The organism is Verrucomicrobiia bacterium (assembly GCA_035577545.1).
In the GTDB taxonomy this organism is placed as follows: domain Bacteria; phylum Verrucomicrobiota; class Verrucomicrobiia; order Palsa-1439; family Palsa-1439; genus Palsa-1439.
The window spans coordinates 46,424-69,242 of record DATLVI010000026.1; the positions used below are offsets into that span (position 1 = coordinate 46,424).

The 22,819-nt window shown below is 59.2% G+C and carries 19 protein-coding genes; 5 read left to right on the plus strand and 14 right to left on the minus strand.

Going from position 1 to position 22,819, the window contains the following annotated elements:
• Positions 1–33 precede the first annotated feature (33 nt).
• Positions 34–396: a DUF5666 domain-containing protein gene (locus tag VNL17_09050; GenBank protein HXI84223.1), complete on the minus strand. Its 363-nt coding sequence runs from the start codon at positions 394–396 to the stop codon at positions 34–36.
• 196 nt (positions 397–592) lie between these two features.
• Here VNL17_09050 and fusA point away from each other — a divergent pair, with 196 nt between their 5' ends.
• Positions 593–2,623 (plus strand): elongation factor G, encoded by a 2,031-nt coding sequence (gene fusA / locus VNL17_09055; protein ID HXI84224.1) that lies wholly within the window; start codon positions 593–595, stop codon positions 2,621–2,623.
• Between the two features lie 5 nt (positions 2,624–2,628).
• Here fusA and VNL17_09060 read toward each other — a convergent pair whose 3' ends face one another.
• Genes VNL17_09060 through VNL17_09075 form a run of 4 tightly spaced genes read right to left on the minus strand, consistent with a single transcriptional unit; the run spans position 2,629 to position 6,761 of the window.
• Positions 2,629–4,596, minus strand: a complete 1,968-nt coding sequence (locus VNL17_09060) for a hypothetical protein (protein HXI84225.1) — start codon at positions 4,594–4,596, stop codon at positions 2,629–2,631.
• A gap of 44 nt (positions 4,597–4,640) precedes the next feature.
• Positions 4,641–5,480, minus strand: a complete 840-nt coding sequence (locus VNL17_09065; GenBank protein HXI84226.1) for a hypothetical protein — start codon at positions 5,478–5,480, stop codon at positions 4,641–4,643.
• Positions 5,470–6,369 (minus strand): ABC transporter ATP-binding protein, encoded by a 900-nt coding sequence (locus tag VNL17_09070; GenBank protein HXI84227.1) that lies wholly within the window; start codon positions 6,367–6,369, stop codon positions 5,470–5,472. Before VNL17_09070 ends, VNL17_09065 begins: the two co-directional genes overlap by 11 nt.
• Complete coding sequence (locus tag VNL17_09075) at positions 6,366–6,761, minus strand: GntR family transcriptional regulator (GenBank protein ID HXI84228.1); 396 nt, start codon at positions 6,759–6,761, stop codon at positions 6,366–6,368. The genes VNL17_09070 and VNL17_09075 overlap by 4 nt, the downstream gene beginning before the upstream one ends.
• Before the next feature lie 262 nt (positions 6,762–7,023).
• Here VNL17_09075 and VNL17_09080 point away from each other — a divergent pair, with 262 nt between their 5' ends.
• Positions 7,024–9,627 carry a glycosyltransferase gene (locus VNL17_09080; GenBank protein ID HXI84229.1) on the plus strand — a complete coding sequence of 868 codons (2,604 nt, stop codon included), beginning with the start codon at positions 7,024–7,026 and terminating at the stop codon, positions 9,625–9,627.
• Here VNL17_09080 and VNL17_09085 read toward each other — a convergent pair.
• Together VNL17_09085 and VNL17_09090 are read right to left on the minus strand one after the other, a co-directional pair.
• Positions 9,624–10,793 carry a glycosyltransferase gene (locus tag VNL17_09085; GenBank protein HXI84230.1) on the minus strand — a complete coding sequence of 390 codons (1,170 nt, stop codon included), beginning with the start codon at positions 10,791–10,793 and terminating at the stop codon, positions 9,624–9,626. The genes VNL17_09080 and VNL17_09085 overlap by 4 nt on opposite strands.
• Positions 10,790–11,968, minus strand: coding sequence for a glycosyltransferase family 1 protein (locus VNL17_09090; protein ID HXI84231.1), 1,179 nt, complete (start codon positions 11,966–11,968; stop codon positions 10,790–10,792). Before VNL17_09090 ends, VNL17_09085 begins: the two co-directional genes overlap by 4 nt.
• A gap of 36 nt (positions 11,969–12,004) precedes the next feature.
• Between VNL17_09090 and VNL17_09095 the strand changes: the two genes are divergently transcribed.
• Positions 12,005–13,480 carry a hypothetical protein gene (locus VNL17_09095; GenBank protein ID HXI84232.1) on the plus strand — a complete coding sequence of 492 codons (1,476 nt, stop codon included), beginning with the start codon at positions 12,005–12,007 and terminating at the stop codon, positions 13,478–13,480.
• Between the two features lie 21 nt (positions 13,481–13,501).
• Here VNL17_09095 and VNL17_09100 read toward each other — a convergent pair whose 3' ends face one another.
• Entirely contained in the window at positions 13,502–15,676 is a 2,175-nt protein-coding gene (locus VNL17_09100; protein ID HXI84233.1) for a GreA/GreB family elongation factor, read from the minus strand.
• A gap of 103 nt (positions 15,677–15,779) precedes the next feature.
• Here VNL17_09100 and VNL17_09105 point away from each other — a divergent pair, with 103 nt between their 5' ends.
• Complete coding sequence (locus tag VNL17_09105; GenBank protein ID HXI84234.1) at positions 15,780–16,463, plus strand: polysaccharide biosynthesis/export family protein; 684 nt, start codon at positions 15,780–15,782, stop codon at positions 16,461–16,463.
• A 19-nt stretch (positions 16,464–16,482) separates the two neighbouring features.
• On the plus strand, positions 16,483–18,936 hold the full coding sequence (locus VNL17_09110; GenBank protein HXI84235.1) for a polysaccharide biosynthesis tyrosine autokinase: 2,454 nt from the start codon (positions 16,483–16,485) through the stop codon (positions 18,934–18,936).
• 18 nt (positions 18,937–18,954) lie between these two features.
• Here the strand turns inward: VNL17_09110 and VNL17_09115 are convergent, their stop codons facing one another.
• The 6 genes from VNL17_09115 to VNL17_09140 are packed head-to-tail and all read right to left on the minus strand — an operon-like array spanning position 18,955 to position 22,806.
• Positions 18,955–20,628, minus strand: coding sequence for a SulP family inorganic anion transporter (locus VNL17_09115; protein ID HXI84236.1), 1,674 nt, complete (start codon positions 20,626–20,628; stop codon positions 18,955–18,957).
• Between the two features lie 55 nt (positions 20,629–20,683).
• The gene (locus VNL17_09120; GenBank protein HXI84237.1) at positions 20,684–21,106 is read right to left on the minus strand and encodes an archease; all 423 of its coding nucleotides are present in this window, start codon (positions 21,104–21,106) and stop codon (positions 20,684–20,686) included.
• A complete protein-coding gene (locus VNL17_09125; GenBank protein ID HXI84238.1) occupies positions 21,099–21,479 on the minus strand; it encodes a hypothetical protein in 381 nt (126 codons plus the stop codon). Before VNL17_09125 ends, VNL17_09120 begins: the two co-directional genes overlap by 8 nt.
• Positions 21,476–21,772, minus strand: coding sequence for a hypothetical protein (locus VNL17_09130; GenBank protein ID HXI84239.1), 297 nt, complete (start codon positions 21,770–21,772; stop codon positions 21,476–21,478). Before VNL17_09130 ends, VNL17_09125 begins: the two co-directional genes overlap by 4 nt.
• Entirely contained in the window at positions 21,762–22,367 is a 606-nt protein-coding gene (locus VNL17_09135) for an RNA polymerase sigma factor (GenBank protein ID HXI84240.1), read from the minus strand. The genes VNL17_09130 and VNL17_09135 overlap by 11 nt, the downstream gene beginning before the upstream one ends.
• Positions 22,324–22,806, minus strand: coding sequence for a Spy/CpxP family protein refolding chaperone (locus VNL17_09140; GenBank protein HXI84241.1), 483 nt, complete (start codon positions 22,804–22,806; stop codon positions 22,324–22,326). Before VNL17_09140 ends, VNL17_09135 begins: the two co-directional genes overlap by 44 nt.
• Positions 22,807–22,819: the final 13 nt, after the last annotated feature.

The window sequence follows — 22,819 nt, forward strand, 5'->3', positions numbered from 1 at the left end:
TAAGGAAGTGTAGCCAGTCCTTGCTTCTCTACTTTATTCCGTCTTCTTGGGAGCGTCGGGTGGACCGATCCTGTGGGCCGTCGCGACGCCGCTTTCGTCGGTGTAGGCAACCTTGACCTTGTCACCCACCTTGATGTCGGTAACCGCCGCGTCCTTCTTGTCGGCCGTGGCGTACTTGGTCTTTTCACCGATTTTGAACGTCTTGCTCTCCGTGCCCTTCTTGATGACGGCAGTACCCGCCTTCGCGTCGATGGATTCGACCGTCCCTGTGAACTGTTGTCTCTTGGGCTTTGGTGGTGGCGTGGCTCCGTCTTCAGCCCGTACCGGCACTGTGAACGCAAGCGCGACCGCCGCAATACTCAACGCCATGGCTGCCCGCAGCATATGCTTACTCATTTCTTTCCTCCTGTTGTTGTGAGAGTTCTGTTGTTAATATCCCCTGAAGTCTCGGTCGCTGTTTAGAGCAAAAACCCCGGCCCGTCAAGGCTTTTTGCTTGATTCACCCGGCCTTCGGGTACAGTCTCTATCAGCCTCGCGTCGCGCCAGGCCGACGGAGTCTTACAAGGTAAACCAGTTTTCGGGAGATTCTCCAATGCCAGTCGACACCTCGAAGATTCGCACGGTGGCCATCGTCGGACATGCCTCCAGCGGCAAAACCTCCTTGATCGACGCCGTGCTGTTCATCTCCAAGGCCGTGAACACCCACGGCCGCGTCGCCAGCGGGACCAGCGCCGCCGATTGTTTGCCCGACGAACTTGAACGCAAGATTACCATTCACGCCAAGTCGTTCCATTGCCAGTGGCAGGGCCATGCGATCACCTTGCTGGACACGCCGGGCTTCGCTGACTTTTTCGGCGACACGCTGGCTGCAGTCCGCGCCGCCGATGCGGCCATTGTCGTCATCGACGGCGTGGGTGGCGTCGAAATCGGCGCGCGCCGCATCTGGAAGATGCTGGACGAAATGCAGAAGCCGCGCCTCGTGTTCGTCAACAAACTCGACAAGGAGAACAGCGACTTTTTCCGTTGCGTGGAACAGATCCGTAGCGCATTTGGGAAGAACTGTATCCCGTTCGAACTGCCGGTCGGGCAGGAAGGGAGTTTCTCGAAGGTACTGAACCTGCGCACGACACCCGAGGCAGATGTGCCCGCCGAGCTGCGCGAGCAGTTCCACAAATGCCATGAAAGCCTGGAGGAAGCCGCTGCTGAACAGGATGACAAGTTGCTCGAAGAGTTTCTCGGTGGCCAGGCACTCACAGTGGAAGAGCTCACGAAGGGGACGCATGTCGGTGTCGCTCGCGGCACGACCGTACCGATCTATTGCGGCTGCGCGGAGAAAGAAATCGGCGTGCGCAATTTACTGGAGGGCGTCACCGCGTTGCTGCCGTCGCCCGCGGATCGCGGCGCCGTCGCCACGGAGGATGGAGGGAGCGTCGAGCCCCTGGCGAACGCCCCGTTTAGCGCCTTCGTTTTCAAGGCGACCGTTGATCCGTACGCGGGGCATCTGGCCTATCTGCGCGTGGTCTCGGGCACCTTGAAGGCCGATATGGATGTGCTGAATGCCACGCGGGGTGCGAAAGAACGCGTCCCGCAGTTGCTGAGTATGCAGGGCAAGACGCAGACAACCGTTGCGGAGGCCGGTCCCGGCGAAATTGTGGCGCTGGGCAAACTCAAGGACACGCACATCAACAACACGCTGTGCGATCCGTCCCGGCCGGTGAAGTTTCCGCCGATCAAGTTTCCGCGGCCCGTGATGAGTTACGCCGTCCATCCGCACACGGCGAAAGATGAAGAGAAAATCAGCATGGCGTTGCATCGGTTGACCGAGGAGGACCCGACGTTCCACATGGAACGCAATCCGAACACCAAAGAGTTGATCATTTCAGGCATGGGCGATCAACACCTTGCGGTCGTGGTGGACAATCTAAAGAAACGGCTCGGCGTCAATGTCGATCTCAGTACGCCGAAGGTTGATTACAAGGAAACCATTACCTCCCATGGCGACGGCCATTACAAACACAAGAAACAATCGGGCGGCCACGGCCAATACGGCGAAGCCTATGTCAAGATCGAGCCGCACGCGCGCGGCAGGGGTTTTGAGTTCAGTAGTGAAGTGGTTGGCGGCTCCATCCCGCGCAACTTCATCCCGGCTGTCGAAAAAGGCTGTGTCGAGGGAATGCAGGCGGGTGTCGTGGCGGGCTATCCCGTCGTCGATGTCCACGCGATTGTGTACGACGGCTCGTACCACGATGTCGACTCCAATGAAATCAGCTTCAAGATCGCTGGCCTGCATGCCTTCAAGGAAGCGATGCAAAAAGCCCGCCCCGCGCTGCTCGAACCGATTATGAACGTCACCGTCTACGTACCCGACCAGTACATGGGCGACATCACCGGCGATCTCAACCACCGGCGCGGTCACATTCTCACCGTCGAATCCGCCGATGGCTTGCAAGCGATCAAGGCGCAGGTGCCGCAGGCAGAGTTGTTCAAGTATGCGAGCGAGTTGCGCTCCATTACGGCGGGCCGCGCCTCGTTCGAGATGGAATTCTCCCACTACGAACAAGTTCCCCAACACGTCGCCCAAAAAGTTGTCACCGAAGCCGCCAAAAAAGCCGCGCAGCATTGACCGCCTCAGTTCTTGGGACGATCGAGGACTGTGAGGAGGTTTCCCTCCACCAAGAGCAGGAAGTGGGGTGTGGGATAAACCTCTCCGTCGTACGTTTGGAAGAAACCGACGCGGCGGGGATGAGCTGGGTCTGAAGTATCGTACAAGGCTAGCTGCGACAAGCCGTTTTCCAGGACAAACGAATCGTCCAGGAATCTTGGCTGGTGATCTCCGTAGCGGCGAAACCAAAGGGCCAGCGGCGACGCACGGTATTCGCCGACCAGCTCCCATTCGTGCGGACGCGAGTGCCGAATGATGCGCAGCCCCGATGGTTGGCTAACGCACCAAAGATCGCCCCGCCTGGTTGCGGATCTCTCATCGGGATTATCCAGAAACAACTCTGTGGGCGGCAGGGCATCCGGGTCGTGCGCCCAATTCCGTTTATCAAGGAGAAGCTCAGGGTGGTCAGGGTCGAGCGGCCTACCTAGTGTCCATGAGCGCAACCCGTTTGAGGACGCGTTGGATAATTCGAAGTGCAATTCCCCGCGATAGATTTGGGCGTATGTCCGCGGCGGCAACTGAATCTCGTAACGCGGCTGGGGGGTTGGCCCATCAGACCAATCGAAGACGTAGAGCTTGCGTTCTTTTGGCAGGACATCGTGTACGTCTCCCGATACCCTTTCCTGTAAGTAGGCGTAACGGCTGACCTTACCTTCCCAGTCGTTGTAGACGTTGACGGGTGCGACGGGTAACCGATCGGGTGGCGGTTCAACTGTCGTACGACTGATGACCTGTAGCGGTCCGTGGCTGGGCCACGATAGCCTCAAGCGCAGCAAGCCCGTATCCCAGTCGTTGTCCGAATCCTTTCTTTTGGTGGTATGGCTCATTGTCAGGACCAGTTCTGCATTCTCGTCAATAGCAAGGCCGACGATGCGCCCGTACTCGTTCAACTTGTTGGGTAGATCAGCTTGCCGTAGATCTTGGATCCGGCCGCGGTCATCCAGGCGAAAGGATGCAAGTTGCAGGCGCCAAATTGTGGGCACGCGCCCGTGCCGGGGAGATACTGACGGCGTGGAAATGGGCCTTGCCGACACCGCGTAAAACTGATCGCCCTGGTTAGCCACCAATACCCTCGGATACCAGAAGTTCTCATTGTGAAAGATCTCTTTTTGGTCGCGCACGACGAGCGAGTTTCCGACTTCTCCCAACGCGAGGCCAAGCAACATCAACACGATGAGGGCCGCCGCCCACGCCAGTTGTTTGTGGCCAAGCCGAATGACGCGCTCCCGCGTGCAACCGATCAACGTCGTCCCGACGCAGGTGACCAGCCCTAGCACCGTCAGCACGACAAACGGCCAGCCAAAGCCGAGCCACGAACTGTCGGTGGAAGACTTGACGGACTCCACTGTACTCCACCACTTTGGATGCAGGAATTGGAGCCGGGAAGAGATCAGCGGGGCGACGAGCCAGACCAACAGCGTGAGGCAACCGACGAGCGTGCTGGCCAGCATTTGGCGTGTGACTATCGCCGTGGTGAACCCAATTACGTATCCGACTGCAAAGATCCATCCCCAGAGAATTGCCCACCGAACCATTGCCAACATATCAGTTGCGTGCCAGAGAGTCCCCCGGAACATGTCCGAACGATCCATAGTGAAATCCCAAGCTGCCGCGAGAAGCAGCACAACGAAAAGGATCACAGCCCCAGCCTTCAGTTTGGCCCAAACCACGTGTCGCGCGGAAACCGGCATCGCCAGTAAGAAATGCTCTTCGGGTTTGCCCCAATCGCGACAAACAGTGTGCGCGCCACTGACCACGGCGTAGAGCCAGCCAACGAGGGCCAGGAACGCCCACACGAACGGAAATGTTTCACGCTCTCGGCCGATTGCGATGAAAAGCAACTCGAGAACGATTGGCACAACCCAGAAGATTGCAATCCCGCCGATCAAGACTTCGCGCGCATCGCGATACTCCTTCCGCGAGAGATTATTCATTGCGGACCTCGACGGAAGCGGTTGGGTTGCGGCGAAAGAGGCATTCATGTTTGCATCCATTTTTGAATCAGGCGGCCGGAATTCCGGCCAACCAGCCATACAGGGAGAACGATCCACAACCCGACTTGCGCCAGAAGCAGTACCGGCAAGAAAGGCGCAAAATTCTCGGAGAAACCGAGAACCGCCGGTGAGAGCGGGTTGAGCAACCCCGAGCAGGAGAGCGCCGCGTGATAGAACGAGACGGTTCCTGCGAAATCCGTTGATGCTCCGGCGGAGAGCTGGATCAGCCACACGAGGAGCGCAATCGTCAGGAAAATCCCACCGAGCGCCGCGGTGAACTCATGTTTCGCCCGCGTCAGCAGAAAGAACAAGGGGGTGTACCAACAGGCCAGCGAGATGGTCGCGACCAATGCGAAGACGCCGATTGTTTGTATTGGATGCGCTCCCGTCAGAAGGTGAAAAAAGTTACTGCGGTAGCGGATCTCTTCATACTCGAATTCTGGCAACCGGCGAAAACCGCGGCTGGCCATGGCGACCATACCTGCTGTTGTCGCAATGGCTATTATCCCGGCGAGCAGGGCGAGGCCCATTGCCCATTTCGTGCCCAACAATCGGGCACGTGAAACTGGCTGCACCGTCAGAAATTCCCAAGTGTGATCCGCCCGCTCACTCGCGACAGAGCCCATGGCCAGAAAAATGGTCATAACCAAACCGACGGGGCCGTAAATCAACAGGGCCGCTTCACCGTTAGGGATGATTTGCGCGCGCAACAGACCCGCCAGCAAGCCGCTCAAGACGGTAGCGCCAAGGAAAAACCGCCAGCGTTGCTCCTGCCATTCCTTACGCAGCAGTGCGCGAAAGATTTTTTGTCCGTTAGCCGGCATGGGGTGCCTCTCTTCGTCCAGTGACGTACGCTTCGAAGATTTCGTCGAGGTTCAGATCTACTTCGCGCAGCGGATGGATTGGGCCCAGCGCGCGACGTGTCGCATCAACGTCTTCAACCGTGACCGCTAACTGGCCGTCGTAGGATTGTATGTCGAGCAAGCCCGGGAGTTTTGACGTATCAATGTATTGAGAGGATTGGAAGACAAGGCGTTTGATGTTCTCTCGCAGTTCATCCACTGGCGCGCACCTGAGAATACGTCCTTCGTGCAGAATCGCGACGCGGTCGCAAATGGGCTCGATTTCGTAGAGGAGATGTGAGGAGAAGAAGACGGTGATGCCTTGATCTTGAAGATGCCCGATCATGTCACGCAGCAGGTCGCGTCGGGCGATGGGATCCAAACCCAATGTCGGGTCATCGAGGATGACCAGTTTCGGGCGGTGCGACAGAGCTAGCAGGAGGGCCAGGCGGCTGGTTTGGCCCTTGGAAAGCGCGCCAACTTTCTGGCTCGGATCGAGGCGCATTCGCTGGAGCAGGTCTTCTGCGAGAGTTGCATCCCAAGCCGGGTAAAAGAGCGCGACCCATTCGATCAACTCGTTAACCCGCATCCAACCATACATCACCTGGTTTTCCGCCATGTAACCGATGCGCCGACGCGCTTCGATGGGTTGGGTCAGGGGATCGATTCCCGCCATCAGGCACCGACCCGCATCGGGTTGAAGCAGCCCCAGCAAAATACGAATCAGTGTGGTCTTGCCGGCGCCGTTCAAGCCGAGGAACCCGAAGATGGAACCTGCGGGAACTTCAAGATTCACGTCGCGCAGAACGTCACGGCCACCGAAGGATTTGCGCAGGCCTTCGATTCGAATGTCAGCATTGGAGTTGCTCATGGCGACCGGCCTCCGTTCGTGAGTTTCTCAATTTCTTCATCCAAGAGTTGGTGCAATTCGGGACGCGAGATTTCAAAGTGAACCGCCTGCGCGGCCGCCTGGCCGAGAATCCCGGAAACCTGCTTGTGTCGATCCGCTTTTTTTGCCGCTGGTGGCGCGTCGGCGACGAAGGTCCCATCGCCTTGTTTTCGATTAATCAAGCCGTCCTCTTCGAGCAGGACGTAGGCTTTGAGAACGGTGTTCTGATTGACGGGCAGCCGTCTGGCCAACTCGCGCACGCTCGGCAGGCGATCACCTGCTCGCAGCGTGCCGTTGGCAATCTGGTAGCCAATCTGATCGACAATCTGCCGATAGATTGGAACAGCTGAAGTGCTTTCCAAGCGGATAAACATACACTGTTATATATGAGTATAACAGTTAGCGTTCCATTGTCAAGTTCCCTCTGCGAGCACGACTGAATAAATTGTTCGCACACACGTCTATTTCAGGCAATTGGGTCTCTGAAAGACACGGGACTGACACGGATTGACGATGCGACAGCTATTTGGTACAAGCTTGGTGCAAGGTCCAAGTCGAGGAAGCATCCTCGACCACGAGGAATTAGTGCCAACTCCCCAACTTATTGACACTCCGCCGGTAAAGCACCCCGAAAGGGTGACGAGGACGGATGTGGCGCGGACGAAATCACCTGGCGTGGTTGCGCCGACGGAGCGAGTGGTGACGGAGGGCAAGTTCTTCCGCATCGGCTCCCAGAAGTTTCATCCTCGTGGCGTGACCTACGGCCCCTTCCAGCCGGACCAGGCCGGTAGCACCTTCCCGAAGCCCGAACAGGCGGAACGTGATTTTGCGTTGATGAAGGAACTGAACGCGAATTGCCTGCGTGTCTATCACGTGCCTCCGCACTGGTTCCTCGACCTCGCCCAGCAGCACGGATTGAAAGTGCTTGTGGATTACTATTGGCCCAAACATACCTGCTTCCTGGAGGATCGCGAGACGATCCAGTTCGCGCGGGACGCGACGCGCCGGGCGGCGGAGGCGCTGAAGGGCCATCCCGCCGTGTTCGCACTCACACTGGCCAACGAAATCCCGCCGGACATCGCCCGCTGGTACGGCGCGAAGCGCATTGCGCACTTCATCGATGGACTCGCCGCCATCGTCAAGGAGGTGGATCCGCAACGGCTCGTCACCTTCGTTAATTTTCCCACGACGGAGTTTTTACAACCGGCCAGCCTCGATTTCGTCAGCTTCAACGTCTATCTCCATGAACCGCGCCCCTTTGCGAACTACCTTGACCGCTTGCAGAACATCGCGGGTGACAAACCGCTGCTGCTGGCCGAGTTTGGCGTCGACTCCCAGCGGGAAGGCGAAGAGACCAAGGCGCAGATTCTTGGCGGCCATATCGAGATCGCCTTTCGGGCCGGCCTGGCGGGCATGTTTCTCTTCGCGTTCACGGACGACTGGCACACCGGCGGCCATCAAATTGAGAATTGGTTTTTCGGGCTGACGACGCGGGATCGAAAACCGCGCGGAGCGTTTCACGTCGTGGCTGAACGGTACAAACGCGCCCCGCATTTCCCGCTGCCGCAATACCCGAAGGTGAGTATCGTGGTGGCGAGCTACAACGGTGCGCGCACCCTGCCGTCGTGCCTCGATTCGCTCACCCACCTTAATTACCCGAATTACGAGATCGTCCTTGTGGACGATGGTTCGACGGACGACACGGCGCGCGTCGTGGCCCACTACCCGACCGTGCGCGCAATCCACCAGCCGAACATGGGGTTGAGCGCCGCGCGCAACGCCGGCATCCACGCCGCCACGGGTGAAATTGTCGCGTTCACCGATAGTGATTGTCGCGCCGATGAAGACTGGCTGTACTATCTTGTCGGGGATTTGCTCAAGACCGACGCCAGCGCGATCGGTGGCCACAATTTTCCGCCGCCTGAAGACAGTCCCATCGCCGGCTGTGTCGCGGTTTCGCCGGGCGGCCCGGCGCATGTGATGCTCGACGACCGCAACGCGGAGCACATCCCGGGCTGTAACATGGCCTTTTGGAGGTGGGCTCTCGAGGAGACACACGGGTTCGATGCCCAGTTTCGCGCGGCGGGCGACGACGTGGACATTTGCTGGCGCCTGCTCCAGCGCGGCCGCAAGATCGCCTTTTCCCACGCGGGTTTTGTCTGGCACTACCGTCGCAACACCATCCAGGCCTACCTGAAGCAGCAGCGCGGTTACGGTATCGCGGAGTCGCTGTTGCGGCGCAAGCACCCGGAGTACTTCAACAGCCTCGGCGGGATGCGCTGGCGCGGGCGCATTTACAGTCCGTCGAAGATCGCCGGGTTCTTCGGCAAATTCGTGATCTATCACGGCACCTTTGGGAGTGCGCTTTTTCAGACGTTGTACACGCCCGAACCCAGCGGCCTGCTGACGCTTTTAACAAGCCTGGAGTGGCATGTCTTATTTACAGTGGGCGCGTTTCTGCTCGCAACAGTCTGGCCGGCCTTGTGGCCGTTGCCTGTGTTGACGGTGCTCGCGAGCCTGGCCATGGCAACGGCCGCGGCGGTGCGCGTCGAGTTGCCACCGTGGCAGATGCGCTGGTGGTCGCGTCCGCTGGTGGCGATCTTGTATCTCTCGCAGCCGATTGTGCGTGGGTGGCAGAGATACGGGCGGCGGTTGCGCCGCTCCGAGACGCCGGTTGCAGCGCGCGAAACTGTGCGCGCCCTGGCGGCGCAACAGGAAGGACTGGGTTCCATGCATACGCTCAATTATTGGAACGAAAAGAGCATCGAGCGCTTCACATTCCTCGAAGCGCTGCTGGAAGTGCTCGACCGCGACCAATGGCAGTCGCGCGCCGATTGCGGTTGGGATGAATTTGATGTGACCATCTACGGGGACCGTTTCAGCAAGGTGCTCGTGAAGACTGTGTCAGAGAACCATGGCGGCGAGAAGCGTCTGTTGCGAGCGCGTCTCGAAGGCGGCTGGACATTGCTCGGGAAAATGTCGTTCTTTGGTGTGGTGGTCGGGATGTGTCTCTCCTCACGATTGTGGTGGTCACTGGCCTTGCCATCGTCGCAAGTCCCGCTGTTGATGCTGTGGGGGTTGACGGCCCTGCCGCTGGTGCTGATCGGTCTCTGGGTGAGCTACCTTCATCTGCGCACGCGCCGCACGGTGCGGCTGGCAACCGCCGTGCTGGATCTTTGCGCCCAGGACCTGAAATTAATCAAACTCAACGCACCAAAGAAGTTCGTTAAACCCGATTAGCGTGGCACCGGCAGGTCGCACGCCTGCAACATCGCCCGCAGCACTTTGTCCGAATCGAAATACTCTTCGGCAATCCGCCGCGCCGCCCGGCAGTTGCGCTCGTAATCCTTTTCGATTTCCTCGACGGCAGCCACGACGTCATCCGCCGTTCGGAAAGCGAAGAGTCCCTCGCCACACGGCAGGAATTCGCTGAAACCGGTGTCCTGTACGATTACGGGTTTGCCCGAAGCAAGATAAGCCGCAGTACGGTCGCTGAACCAGCCGCTTTTTGACTTCACCTCAAGGTTGACCGCCACGCTGAATTCGCCGCGCGACCCGGCGATATACTCGCAGTAACTGCGGGGCGTGGCTGTGACTTGCAACGGGTCGGCGATTCGCCAACCGGCGGAGGCGATTTCCGTTCGCGGCGCGTTGGGACCAGCCAGCGCAACCTCAAAAATCGGACCAAGACGTTTCGGCAGGTCAATGAAGCGGAGGAACTCGACGTTCTTTTGCCCGTACTCGACGCCCTGGTATATCATTGGCTTCCGTGCGCTCCAGCTCATGACGGTCGTGAACCACTTGGCGTCGGGCGTGAACCGTGTCGGGAGCAATTCCAGCGCGATCGGTTGCCGCGTCGGTCGCCACGTGAGGCCGTGGCTGGGAATCGGGCAATCCGGTTTGCCGATGCGCTCGCCAAACGTGAAATGCCAATGGAAATCGTATGGCGAGGCAAATCCGCCGCAGGATGGCGTCGGCGTCCGGGACATGCCGAATTGGGTAAATCCAGGGTCGGTATCGATGAAGATGCGGTTGCGGGTCTCACGAAACTCTTCCAACCAGGTGACCGACGCGAGGCTTACCAGCACTTCGGCCTCGCGACACCATTGCAGGATTTGTTCGCGCGGTTGACCGTGCCAAATGCCATGTGCATCCACAAAACTCCAATGGCGCAACCCCAGCGTGTCGAGAACACGTTGCGTTTGCGCGAGGCCGTACGCTGGGTCGTCAGTCATTGCGTTGGTGCGCGGATCGTAACAGGAGTGCGACCAACCATAATGTTCGACGAACACAACTTCATAGCCGAGCCGCTGCAGTCCTGCCAGGAAATGGAGTTGTGAAAGAATATGACCACCCAGCGGATAGCGCACCAGATAGCCGGCAACGATGGCGAGGGGGCGGCTCACGCGCCCGCCCTGGTGATGAGGTCGGCCAGAACGTTCCGTGCGTCGAACATCTGTCCAGCCAACTCACGCGCGGCGCGAGAATGCGCAGCGTAGTCGGCGCTGACCGCCTCGACACCCGCGAGCGCTTCGTCGATGGTTTGGTAGGCGAAAAGTCCATGGCCGGTCGGATAAATGTTGCTCCAACCAGTGTCTTGCAATACGCAGGGGCGGCCCAGCGCAAGGTAACACGCACTGCGGCAACTGAACCAGCCGCTACGGGATTTGACGTAGCCCTCCTTCGCGACGCTCCATTCGCCCTTCGAGCGGCGCAGGTACTCCCGATACGTCCAGGGATCTGGCAAATGCTCGGCGGGTTCGATGATCTGCCAGCCCTTCTGTTGCAGCATCGCGGTTGGGCGTTTCATGCCCGGACCCATGCCCATCGCGATCTCAAACTTCTGGGGAGTTCGCCCCGGCAGATCGGCGAACTTTAGGAATTCGACGTCCTTTTGTCCCCATGTTTCGCCGCTATACTCGCAGCTTTTGTAGGAGACCCAGTTCATCACCGTCGTGAACACATCCCGTGGCGGCTCCGCAGGAAGCTCCCACCAGCCGAGCACGATAGGTTGGCGTGTGGGAATCCAATCGAAACCAGTCGTGGGGATGCGGCAGTCCGTGGCGCCAATATTCTCGGCAAACGTGAAATGTTTGTTATGGGCGCGGATTCGATCGATCACATCCTGCTTGCCTAGCACAAGCGCGACCTGGGTGAACATCGGGTCGGAGTCGAGAAAAACTTTGCACGGAATCGACAAATACTCGGGTCGCAGCCAGCCGCAGCCGGAGACGTTCAAATAGAGATCCGCCGTCGCGCAAATCTCCTTGGCGGCCGCTTCGGTCTGGCCGTGATAGCTCGCGTCGGGCGCGCTGCGGTAAATCCAGCGGTCGGCTAGCCCGAGTTTCTCCATGACACCACGAAGATAGTTAACGTTGTAGCTGGCATCGGCGGAGATTGTGTCCTTGATCGGGTCGTACGGCCACATTTCCGTGTCTTCGAGATAATAGACGTCGTGCCCCAACTGGCGGAAACCCTCGACATACTGCAAATAATCCCACGCTACGCCGCCGAAAGCGTATTGCCCGACCAGACCCGTGACCACGATGCGCATCGCGGCATTTATAAACTGCTTTTGCACTCGACACAATCACGGGCGCATTTCAGAGTACGCCGCATGCGCAGCGACAAACAGCGGGCGCTGGCCACGCTGATCGTGGGCGGGTTCGCGTTCGCGGTCGTGCTAGCGTATCACCGCATCGTCGACGGAGATTTGTGGGCGCGGCTGGCCGTGGGCGCGCGTGTGTGGCGAACCGGCAGCCTGATGCGCCACGATGTGTTCGCGTTCACGCCGACCCTGCCCGAATGGATCGATCACGAATGGGGCGCAGGCGTTATTTTCTCCTGGCTGCTCAATACGTTTGGTCCCGTGTCCCTTATGCTGCTGAAGATCACTACGGCGTGCGCGGCAATTCTTTTGTGCCTGTTTGCTGCGCGACGCAGCGGAACCGGTTGGTCCACGCTGTTGCTGCTGGCGATTCCCTGCGCGGTGACCGTGTTACCCGGCTATGTGACCGTGATACGTAGCCACGCGCTGACGTATCTGTTCTTTGCGCTGACGTTGTTGTGCCTCGAAGAAATGCGCACTGGGCGACAGTGGCTGGCATTCGTCATACCGCCCCTGGTGCTCGTGTGGGCGAATGTGCACGGCGGATTCGTGGTCGGGCTCATTGCGATGGGCGTCTACGCGGCGTCGGTGCGGACGCGCACGATGCTCCTCACATTGTTGGCCGCCGCTACCGTCACGTGCATCAATCCGTATGGAGTCCATTACTGGACGTATCTCGTGCCCGCCTGGCTACATCCGCGAATGGACATCACCGAGTGGGGCCCGATGCCCTTCTGGGGCGGTGATCCCTATTTCGGATTCCGCATTCTGTTCGTTATCGCGCTCGTGGCGATTGTCGGGGAATGGAAACAACGCACCGCGTTGGGATTGACAATGCTGGCGCTGACGGCCATTGCGGCATGGCTGCATCGACGCCACGCGCCGTTTTTTGGATTGACGGTCCTTGTGTATCTCGGACCATATGCCGAGCGTTGGTGTCGGCGGGTGCCACTCGTCACGGTTCTGGCGATCCATGTCGTCCTGGCGATCTTCGTGGCGATAGAATTCCTGCCACAGGCTTCGTTGCAACCCATTGTGCCACTGAGTTTCTATCCGGTCGGCGCGGTCGCGGCGCTCGACCAAGCCGCGGTGAAAGGAAATCTTGCGGTGCCGTTTCGCTGGGGCAGCTATGCTTCATGGCGGCTGGCACCCCGGATCAAAGTCTCGATGGATGGGCGGTACGAGGAAACATACCCGGACGCGACCTTTGAGATGAACCAAAGATTTTTCCACAGGACCGGCACGGACTGGGACCGGCTTCTGCGAGAATACCGTGTGGATTTCATCATCCTGGAGTTACGTACGACACAGCTTTCGCCCGCGGACCTGCGCGCGCATGGGTACGAAGTAATCCGGGCCGATGACACGTCGGTACTACTCGCCCGCAGTGAATTCGCACCAAGACTGCGTGAAGCTGTCACGAAACTTCCGCCAAAATCATCCGACGCGCTCGACCCCCACCTTGCGGCTCGCTGGTTGCCGTGAAAAGATACAGTCAGTCTGTTGTTATAGTGCGTTCAAAATCTCCGCGGGCGCTTTCTCGATCCGGTCGACGCGGAATGTCTGCGGGCCGGCGTCGCCTTTCCATTCGATGGTGTCGCCGGCGTGTTTGTTGAGCAGGGCCTGGGCGAGAGCGGCGGGGTAACTGATGATGCCGCGGGCGGGGTCGCTGTCCCACGCGCCGAGGATGTGATAGGTGAGCGATTGCTTGGCACCGAGGTCGGTAACGGTGACGCTGGTTCCGATGCTGACGAGATCGGTCTTGACGTCGGCGAAGTCGGTGGCCTGCGCACGCGAGAGGAGACTTTCGAGTTCGGCGCGGCGGCGCATCAGGAGTTTTTGCGTGTCCTTGGCAGCCTTGAACTCAAAATTCTCGCGCAGGTCCCCATAGCTGCGGGCGAGACCGATTTCCTTGCTGTTCGCCGGAATCCTCTTCTGCACGATATCCTCGAGTTCGGCCATGCGTTTGTGGTAACTGGCCCACGAGACGACAATCGGTTGCTCCTTGACGGTCTTCGAGATGAGGAATTCCTGCACGAATGGGTGTTCCTTGACGATGCGCGCCATGAGCGAACGACGGTCGAGTTCCTCGATTGCGCCGCTGGACAAGATCAGGCGCGTCAGGTTGCGCACCGTTTCGGTGTCAGCTGCGGCGAGGAGATCGGCCACCAATTCGCCCTCCTCGAAGAGCACATCACGAAGCTTCTTATTGGCGGACTTGGTTGGTGCCGACTCAATGGCTTCCACAACGGCCAGCAAAAGCTCGGGAGTCTGAAAATCATCGAGCCAGGGCCAGGCCTTGCGGGAAGCCGGTGTTGAGACATTACGGCAAATCCAGCACAACAGCTCCGCGCCCGCAGTTTGATTATGCACCCATTGTTTAATTGCGCCGGCATTTTGGCCCAACAGATCGGGAATTTCGTCGAGGACTTTTGTGGAGAACCGATTAAGCTCGCGGAACAGGCGGTCGGGCGCGGAGGTCTTGAGGACCGCGAGCACACGTTTCTGCGCGGACGTGCTCAAGTCGTCGAGCAGCGCCGACAGATTGTGGATCCCCGCGAGCAGGTTGGTGAGAAAAGCGCCGGCATCTTCCACGGCAGTTTGCCGGCGGCGACCGAGTTGTTCGAGGACGACGGCGGCTTCGATGCGCTCGGGCTGGCGACTCACCGGCGTTTTATTGAGCGCATCCAGCAGCGCGTCCTGGAACTCTTGGATCAGGAGATCGGCGTTGTCCATTTCATCGATACGCTTGAGAAATTCACGCGCGACAGCGGTCCTTTGGATGAGGCCTTTGGCATCTCGGAACGCTTCTAGGATTTCATCCTGTTGCGAAACCGGCGCTGTCCGCAGCACGATCGGGTCAGTCTTTTTCAGGGGAAGCTCGAAATGCGGATCCTTCTTTGCCAGCTTGCGGACATTGTCCCACCACTTCTTCCACTGATCCGCGGGGACAACCGAGCCCGAGAGCATGGATTCGATGCGGTCGGCAATGGCGGAGCGATTGAGACTGAGGAGCGCGAGGCGAAGCAAAGCGACGGGGTCTTCGGTGCTGAGTCGCTTGAGACCCTCCGGGTCAATTATCTTGCGGACTTCAACATGCTCCTGGCTTACAGGTGTGAGGCTCGTAGCGGCATACGCAAGCTGCATTGAATGGGAGGGATTGTGCGCAAAACCGACGACGATCTGACCCAACGTGGTATCGAAGGATTTGACGCGGCCAAATCCCCAACTCTTATGCTGGCAAAAGGCATCTGGTTGGAGAGCCAACAGTGTGTCGATTCTGGCCAGTGCTGCCGGAAGAGGTGTACGATTTTGATCAAGCTCGGTAACCGTGAGGATCGTCTTGAGACGCGCATCCTTTTCATGGATCTCGGTGAGCGCCTCGGTGATCTCGGCGCGAAGGTGCTTATCGGTTGGATGCGCTTCTGTCTGCAGCTTAAGGGCATACAACCATTCATGATGCTTGCCAGCAGCCTTGATATTCCCAGCTATGAGCGAAGCCAGCTCTGCGGCCAGTGCGGGCTGGCCGGCGTCGGCAAATTCTTTCACAAGCAGGAGCAAAAACTCGGGTTGGTCAGGGAATTGCTCTGCTAATTCGAGCCACAAGGCTTGTGCGTTGTCCCAGTCGCTTTGGGAGAGAAGGGCTTTGAGTTGTTGATGGTGGTTTTGTGTCGAAATCATTTGTAGTCAAGGAGTTTCTGGTTTTGTGACTATGGTTGCCAATGAAAAAGCTGCGGGGCGTCCGCTTGACGGAGCCGGAGGCCGCCGATATGATTGTAGGCTGATGAAATGGGTTTTCACGGTTGCCGCTTTTTGTCTTTTGTTCGCCGGGTGCCAGTCTATCCAATCCATACAGGACTTGTCTCCTGAGAAATTCGCCTCTGCCACCAAGGACACAGCCTACAGTAGCGCGGGAACGAATGCAACGACTGCGACAAATTCCAAACCCAGAGTGATTGTGCCCGGGGTGACCATCAGCGTGACTGTGGACGAGGATCGCAGCCTGAATCGCGCGTATTTGGTTCCGACCAGCGGGGCGATCGACTATCCGCCGCTCGGACGGATCGTAGTGGAAGGCCTCACGCCAGATGAAGTGGCGCAGAAAATCCGTGAGAGTTTGGAGAAGGACTATTTTCAAAAGGCGACGGTGACCGTCGCGGTCGAGGCGGTACCCCTTGGCGCCGGGGGCGGGGTGATTTACGTGATCGGCAACGTGAACCGGCCCGGGCCGCTACTGCTGCCAAAGGACGAAAGGTTTACCGTGACCAAGGCGATCATCGCTGCGGGGAATTTTGCAACTTTCGCGAACGGCGGAAAGGTGCAATTGATCCGTTATAATGAAGCGGGCAGGAAGTCCATCACGTATGTCGACGTGGATCGAATCATGAAGCGGGGCGAATTTGAAAAGGACATTTCAGTGCAAAACGGGGACTGGATCATCGTACCCGAAAAACTGATCAACTTTTAGTCGGGGCGCGGAATTGTCTATGATCAACCAGAGCGGCGGAAGCCAGAACAGCGGGGAGCACCGGTCCGAGAGCGTCGACATCAAGGAGTACATCGTTGTCCTGCTCAAGCGGAAATGGCTCGTCCTGATTTGTTTTTTGCTCAGCATGGCCGGCACCACCGCCTTTCTGTTCACGCGCCAGCCGATTTACCAGGCCAACGCGAAAATGCGCGTCACCAACGCCGGCGGGTCGCTGCCAGTTTCCGAAGTGCTCCGCGAGGACGAGAGCCGTTTCTACGCAACCGAGATCGACATCCTCACGGGCCAGACCATGTTGCGGCGCGTCCAGCAACGGTTGCGGAAGACGACCGAGGAAATCCATGAGAATCTGTTCGATCTGAAGGTCCAGGTCGTCCGCGGTTCCTCCATTCTACAGGTCACGGTCGACAGTCCATCCACGGATTTCGCGAAGGACTTCGCTAACGCGCTTTGCGAGGAATACCTCCGATACCGTGACGAGCAGCGCTCCCAGAGTTCAGAGTCGGCGCTACTAATGTTGACGCGTGAGATCAACCGGCTGGGGCAGGAATTGAAGGGAACCCAGGAGCGATATGTTGAGTACGCGAAGGAGCACGACTTGCCGCAGATGCAAGGGACCGAAGGTGTCTGGTGGCGCTCGTTCTACATGAACCTCGCGGATTTTGCGTCGCTCAAGGAACAACTGGCCCGGGCAAAGGCGGTGGCCAATGCCCTCGATAAGGATAATGCGGCGGCCGCGATAGCGCTCCTGGACCAATCCCAGCAGTCCCAGCAATATTCGGCAGCCCACGGAATATCCGCCGAGACCAATCTGGCCGGCAGCGTGGCGCTGCCACCGGGGGGGTTGCTTGCGGAAGCGGACGGCACCAACTCACTCGGGATGTTGACAGGCACTGGAGACGGCGTCGAGCCGGCCGCGAAATTTCCATCAGATGCGACCACCAACGCGGATTCCCTCCTGGCCTCCGTGGGCAATCTCACGCTTGATGCCAGGAGAAACTCCGGCGACGCGAGCCTGGCGCAGTCCATTGCCTCGGTTGCCGCGGCTACCTCGGATCAGGTCCTGGTGCACACCTTGGTAGATCTCGAGCAGCGGCGAGCCGGTCTCGAGGTGAAAATCCAGGATTTGTCGAGGACCCTCAAGGGTCGGCACCCCGCCGTAGTCACTGCGCAACAGGAGTTGGACGATGTAAACCAGAATATCCGGTTTCAGATGAAGCTCGCGCGTGACATCCAGAATGCGAGAATCAGTTCCCTGGAGGCCCAGGTTCAATACGCGGAGAAGGGCCTGGAGGACGCCAAGAAGGAGGGCATGGAGCGGAGCAAATCCGTGCTGCTGGGCCAAACCATCCATGACGACGTCGAAAGAACCCGGTCCCTCTATAACGCCCTGCTGAACCAATTGATGAAGATCGATGCGTCACAAGGCTTTAACGCCCGCACCATTTCCGTCTCGGAGCCCGCCATCCTTGAAGGCGAGCCTGTCTATCCCAAGAAGGTCAGGGGGTTGTTGATTGCGGCATTTTTGGGATTGGGTTTCGGTTTGGCCATCGCGTTTTTCTTTGAGTACATCGACGATTCGATCAAGCTGGCGGAGGAGGTGGAGCGGGACCTGCAACTGCCATTCCTCGGGATGATCCCGGCAGCACAGTGGAACCCCGATGACCTCAGCGTACATCGCCTCGACAAGCTGAAGCAACAGGGCGGCGTGGCGGAATCCTATCGGGTGGTGCGTTCCGCCATCATCTTTTCCACACCGCGCGAGAAGCTGCGCTCGATGCTCGTGACCAGCGCTGTCCCGCGCGAGGGCAAGACGACCACGTGCGTGAATCTCGCCATCGGCTTTTCCCAGGTGGAGGACCGCGTGTTGCTTATCGATGCCGACCTGCGCCGCGGCGAAATCCACAAGTATTTCGGCTTCGAGAAGGACAAGGGTCTCGCCGACATCCTGCTGGGCGAGGCGACAGCGGAGCAGGTGATCAAACGCGGCGACGTCGCCAAGCTCGACGTCATCACCTGTGGCGCCTATCCTGCCAACCCGGCGGAACTGCTCCTTGGCTGGCGCTTGAAGGAGTTCCTGGACTGGGCGTACAAGCACTACGACCGCGTGGTCGTGGATTGTCCGCCCGTCATGGGCATCGCCGACAGCGCCATCCTCGGATCGGCTGTGGACGGAGTGCTCTTCATCATTTGGGCGGGCCGCACGTCACGGCGCTACGTCCGGGTGGCGAAGATGACGGCGGTCAGCCGTGGCGCCAAGGTATTCGGCTTTGTCCTGAACAACCTCGAACCCGGTCGCGTTGGCTACTATCACTATTATCCCTACTACTACAGCTACTACTCCCGCGGATACTACTACGCCCACAAGGAAGACGAGGGAAAAGGTGGCGACATCAAGGGCATTGAGATCCCGACCCAGCAAGACGGCAAGGACCAGATCGACGACGTGTATTGACGACCACTGAACCGCGTTCTACGGCGCGGCTTTCCCTTCCTGAGAAGTACCTTCCACAAGCCGGCCCGCCCGGGCCAACGCCGCGTCGATGTTGGCGCAGACGTTGTCCAGGCCGATCTTGTCGATGAACCCGGCATTGAAGAGCACTTTCATCGGCTGCGGTTGGACGCCACTCAGGATCAGTTGCGTGCGCTTGCGATGGAACTTGTCGAGCATGACCTCGAGGGCGTGCAAACCCGTCGCGTCGACCGCCGGCACGGTGCGCATGCGGAAGATTACGACGCGCGGCACGGTCGAGTATCGTTCCAGGGCGGCCTCGAGTTTCTCTGCGGCGCCAAAGAAGAACGGGCCCTCGATCCGATAGACGAGCACGCCTTTGGGAATTTCTTTGTCCCGAATGGAGCCACCGCCGACGTCCAGTTCGCTGTCGGCGGTAACGAGCCGGATCTGCGTGATCTCCTCCATGCGCTTGACGAACAGGGCACCCGCCATCGTCAGCCCCACGCCGACAGCAATCGTGAGATCGAAAACCACCGTCAACCCGAACGTCACCACCAGCACCATGAAATCGCTCTTCGGCCCGCGCCATAATTCGGGGAAGTTTTCCCATTCGCCCATGCGATAGGCGACCACCAACAGCACCGCGCTCAGGGCGGTCAGCGGAATGGATTTCGCCAGTGGCGCGGCGATCAGGACGATGAGCAGCAAGGTAATGGAATGGATCATGCCGGCCACGGGCGTTTTCGCGCCGCTGCGGATGTTCGTGGCGGTGCGCGCGATCGCGCCGGTCGCCGAGATGCCGCCAAAAAACGGGCAGAGCACATTGGCGACCCCTTGTCCCATCAATTCCTGGTTGGAATCGTGGCGCGATTCGATCATGCCGTCGGCCACAATCGCTGACAGGAGCGACTCGATCGCGCCCAGCATCGTGATCGTCAACGCCGGAATCATTAGTTCCTGCACCTCCAGAAAGTTGAGTTTCGGGAAGGAAATGTTCGGGAGGCCGCGCGGGATGCCGCCGAATTTCGAACCGATGGTCGGAACATCGATTTGAAAAACCGCGACCAGTACGGTCGTCACAACGACCGCCACAATCGAGGCGGGCACGCGGCGCCACGCCTTCGGCCAGAGCATCAGGATCGCCAGCGCCAGCACGCCGAGCCCCACCGCGGGCCACTGCGTCTGTGCGAGGTTTTGGGCGATGGCCGAGACTTGCTCGGGTGTGTGCGCGGGCATCTTCACCGTCAATCCGAGGAACTCCTTGAGTTGGCCGACGAAGACGATCACGGCGATCCCGCTGGTGAAGCCGGACGTGACGGGGTAGGGGATAAATTTGATCAGGTTGCCGAGCTTGAGCGCGCCCATCGCCACCAGCATGACGCCCGCCATGATCGTTGCCACCACCAGCCCGTCGTAACCGTACCTGGCCACGATCGCAAAGAGGATCGGCACAAACGCGCCCGTCGGCCCGCCCACCTGCACAAGGCTGCCGCCGAGCGCGGAAATAACAAAACCGGCGATGATCGCCGTCCACAATCCACGCGATGGCTCGACGCCGGAAGCGATGGCAAATCCGATAGCCAGCGGCAGCGCCACCACGCCGACAGTCACGCCCGCCGCGAGGTCGGACAAAAAGGTGGCGCGATTGTAGCCGTGTAGCGCGTCAAATAATTTGGGACGAAAAACCAACATCTAGTTGAGAGTAGTAACAGACACGAGACGCTGCGCAAGGGAAAAACAAGCACACTCAGACGTCGAAGATCACGGTGGCGCGCCAAGAGGTGTTGGGCAGTTGCTCGACGCGCAATTGGTGGTAGGTGACGGCTTTGATTTCTTCGGTGGTCTGCGAGCGGGTGAAGTCGATGGGCCCGCCACGCAGCATGGCTTTCAAACCCTGGGAATTGAGATGAAGGAATTCAAAATCATCGTAGAGGACGTGGTTGGATTCCACTTCGTAGAGCAATTCCGAGAGCCAATCGTGCAGGAGGTCCTCCGGTGAACCAGCTTTTAGGTCCACGGATCGTTGGCCGGCAGTTCCCGATTTCTGCAGCGACCCGAACGCCTCGAAAAGCGCCGCGGCGGCATTGCGGAACAATTCTTCCAGCGTTCCGCCATAAATGTGGGCGCCGATGTCCGCCGTGTGCTCAAAAAACTCGAACCGCTCAGCCATCCTTCGATTGTGCCCACCGCGCCTTGCGCTCCGCAATCAGTTTGTCGAATTTTTCCTGCTGGTCGGGCCGAAGCACGACGCGCACTTTGGCTTCGGAGCGGGTGAGAATGTCTTCCACCTGGGGTTGGATCTGTTTGCGAACGACTTTCATCTCCTGCTGGCCCTCGGCGACGATGGTGCGCAACTGGACACGCTGGTCGCGGTCCAGCCGCAGTTCCCAGCTCAGCCGGCGGACGATCATATCGGCCATCATTTGGTCGCCATGCCCGTGCACAAGGCGGTGGCGGACCACGGCGATAGTGGTGATGCTCCCGGCCAATCCACCCAGCACGAAGACCACAATGACGCCGACGATTGCTTTCCAGTTCTTCATTGTGATCCTCCTGTCACATAGGTCGCCAGGGCATTTTCTTCGTGATCGCCGGCGATCGCGCTTTGGAGGTCGGTGATGTTAGAACCGGCATATGTCCACACCCCGAGCGCCACGACGATGGCGGCGAATGCGGGAACCAGTTTCCAAGCGAACGCATACCACGGCACGGCCTGTTCCCGTTCCGTGCGCAAGTGGGCCATCAAGCGCGTCTCAAAGCCGTACTCGGCGCGCGACGTGTCAGGTTTGACCCCGCGCGCGGCGGCGAACAGTTTATTCAGTTGGTCATCGTTCATGGCTTGCCTCTAGAATCTTTTTCAGGGCCTGACGCGCGCGAAACGCGCGCACCTTTACGTTCGACTCGCTCCAACCCGTCAGCTCCGCCGTATCGCGCACGGACCTTTCCTCTAGCTCCAGCAGCGTAATCACCAGTCGTTCGTCCGCCGAGAGCCGGGCCATCGCCCATTGCAGGACCTCGGCCGCGTCACGGGCGCTGACATTGTCCCGCACTCCGATCTCGATTCCGTCGAGGGACACGTTCTCCCGGTCACGCCGGGTCTTGCGCAGGAAATCGTAACAGGCGTGCACGGCGATGCGCGAGACCCAGTGCTCGAACGGGGCCTCACCGCGGAAGCTGTTCAACTTCTGATACGCTTTCACGAAGATCTCCTGGCAAATATCGTCGAGTTCGTGGTCGTTGCGCGCAAAGCGGGCCGCGATGCCGAAGACCTTGCGCTTGTGCCGCCGCACCAACTCCGCGAACGCCTCATCGTCGCCCGCGAGGGTGGACTGAATGAGGAGTTTGTCCGTCGGTTCATCGATGGCGGCGCTCATCGCGCGACCATTATTAATCTGCCGCGATGCGATTGGCAACTCGATGAAGGAATCCATCAATGCGCGCGTCAACATTGACCTGCATGTCCTTGAGTTTTTGCAGTTGGCCCGGCGTGAGCACGGCGCGGATGTCGTGCGAAACATGGGCGCGCTGCACCGCCAGGTCGGCCTCCAGCGAGGCGACTTTCGCGGCCTGCGCGCGGATCGCGGTCTCATCGATGGTCTCCGCGCGGATGGCGTCACGCAATGCGCGCCGCTCGGCCACGACCTGTTCGATCAGCGGCCCGACAGTTGGCTGGTATTTGTGGAGGATGGTCTTCACTTCCGCTTCCTGGTCGGACGTCACGCCAAGCTGCGCGAGTCTTCGTGCGAAACGACCCTTGCTGAGGCCCACGTCGTTGGTGGTGTCCGCGTGCGCGAGGAACGCGAAGAAGCCGCCCACTGTAGCTACGGCGACCGCGCCCGCGGCGATCAATGCTTTTGTATGTGCCTTCATTTTCTTGTACCCC

Bases quoted from the DNA above. Each gene is read 5' to 3' on its own strand.
- VNL17_09120 (HXI84237.1), bottom strand. From the start codon at position 21,106: ATGGCTGAGCGGTTCGAGTTTTTTGAGCACACGGCGGACATCGGCGCC.
- VNL17_09105 (HXI84234.1), top strand. From the start codon at position 15,780: ATGAAATGGGTTTTCACGGTTGCCGCTTTTTGTCTTTTGTTCGCCGGG.
- VNL17_09125 (HXI84238.1), bottom strand. From the start codon at position 21,479: ATGAAGAACTGGAAAGCAATCGTCGGCGTCATTGTGGTCTTCGTGCTG.
- VNL17_09050 (HXI84223.1), bottom strand. From the start codon at position 396: ATGAGTAAGCATATGCTGCGGGCAGCCATGGCGTTGAGTATTGCGGCG.
- VNL17_09110 (HXI84235.1), top strand. From the start codon at position 16,483: ATGATCAACCAGAGCGGCGGAAGCCAGAACAGCGGGGAGCACCGGTCC.
- VNL17_09095 (HXI84232.1), top strand. From the start codon at position 12,005: ATGCGCAGCGACAAACAGCGGGCGCTGGCCACGCTGATCGTGGGCGGG.
- VNL17_09100 (HXI84233.1), bottom strand. From the start codon at position 15,676: ATGATTTCGACACAAAACCACCATCAACAACTCAAAGCCCTTCTCTCC.
- VNL17_09065 (HXI84226.1), bottom strand. From the start codon at position 5,480: ATGCCGGCTAACGGACAAAAAATCTTTCGCGCACTGCTGCGTAAGGAA.
- VNL17_09140 (HXI84241.1), bottom strand. From the start codon at position 22,806: ATGAAGGCACATACAAAAGCATTGATCGCCGCGGGCGCGGTCGCCGTA.
- VNL17_09130 (HXI84239.1), bottom strand. From the start codon at position 21,772: ATGAACGATGACCAACTGAATAAACTGTTCGCCGCCGCGCGCGGGGTC.
- fusA (HXI84224.1), top strand. From the start codon at position 593: ATGCCAGTCGACACCTCGAAGATTCGCACGGTGGCCATCGTCGGACAT.
- VNL17_09135 (HXI84240.1), bottom strand. From the start codon at position 22,367: ATGGATTCCTTCATCGAGTTGCCAATCGCATCGCGGCAGATTAATAAT.
- VNL17_09115 (HXI84236.1), bottom strand. From the start codon at position 20,628: ATGTTGGTTTTTCGTCCCAAATTATTTGACGCGCTACACGGCTACAAT.
- VNL17_09060 (HXI84225.1), bottom strand. From the start codon at position 4,596: ATGAATAATCTCTCGCGGAAGGAGTATCGCGATGCGCGCGAAGTCTTG.
- VNL17_09075 (HXI84228.1), bottom strand. From the start codon at position 6,761: ATGTTTATCCGCTTGGAAAGCACTTCAGCTGTTCCAATCTATCGGCAG.
- VNL17_09070 (HXI84227.1), bottom strand. From the start codon at position 6,369: ATGAGCAACTCCAATGCTGACATTCGAATCGAAGGCCTGCGCAAATCC.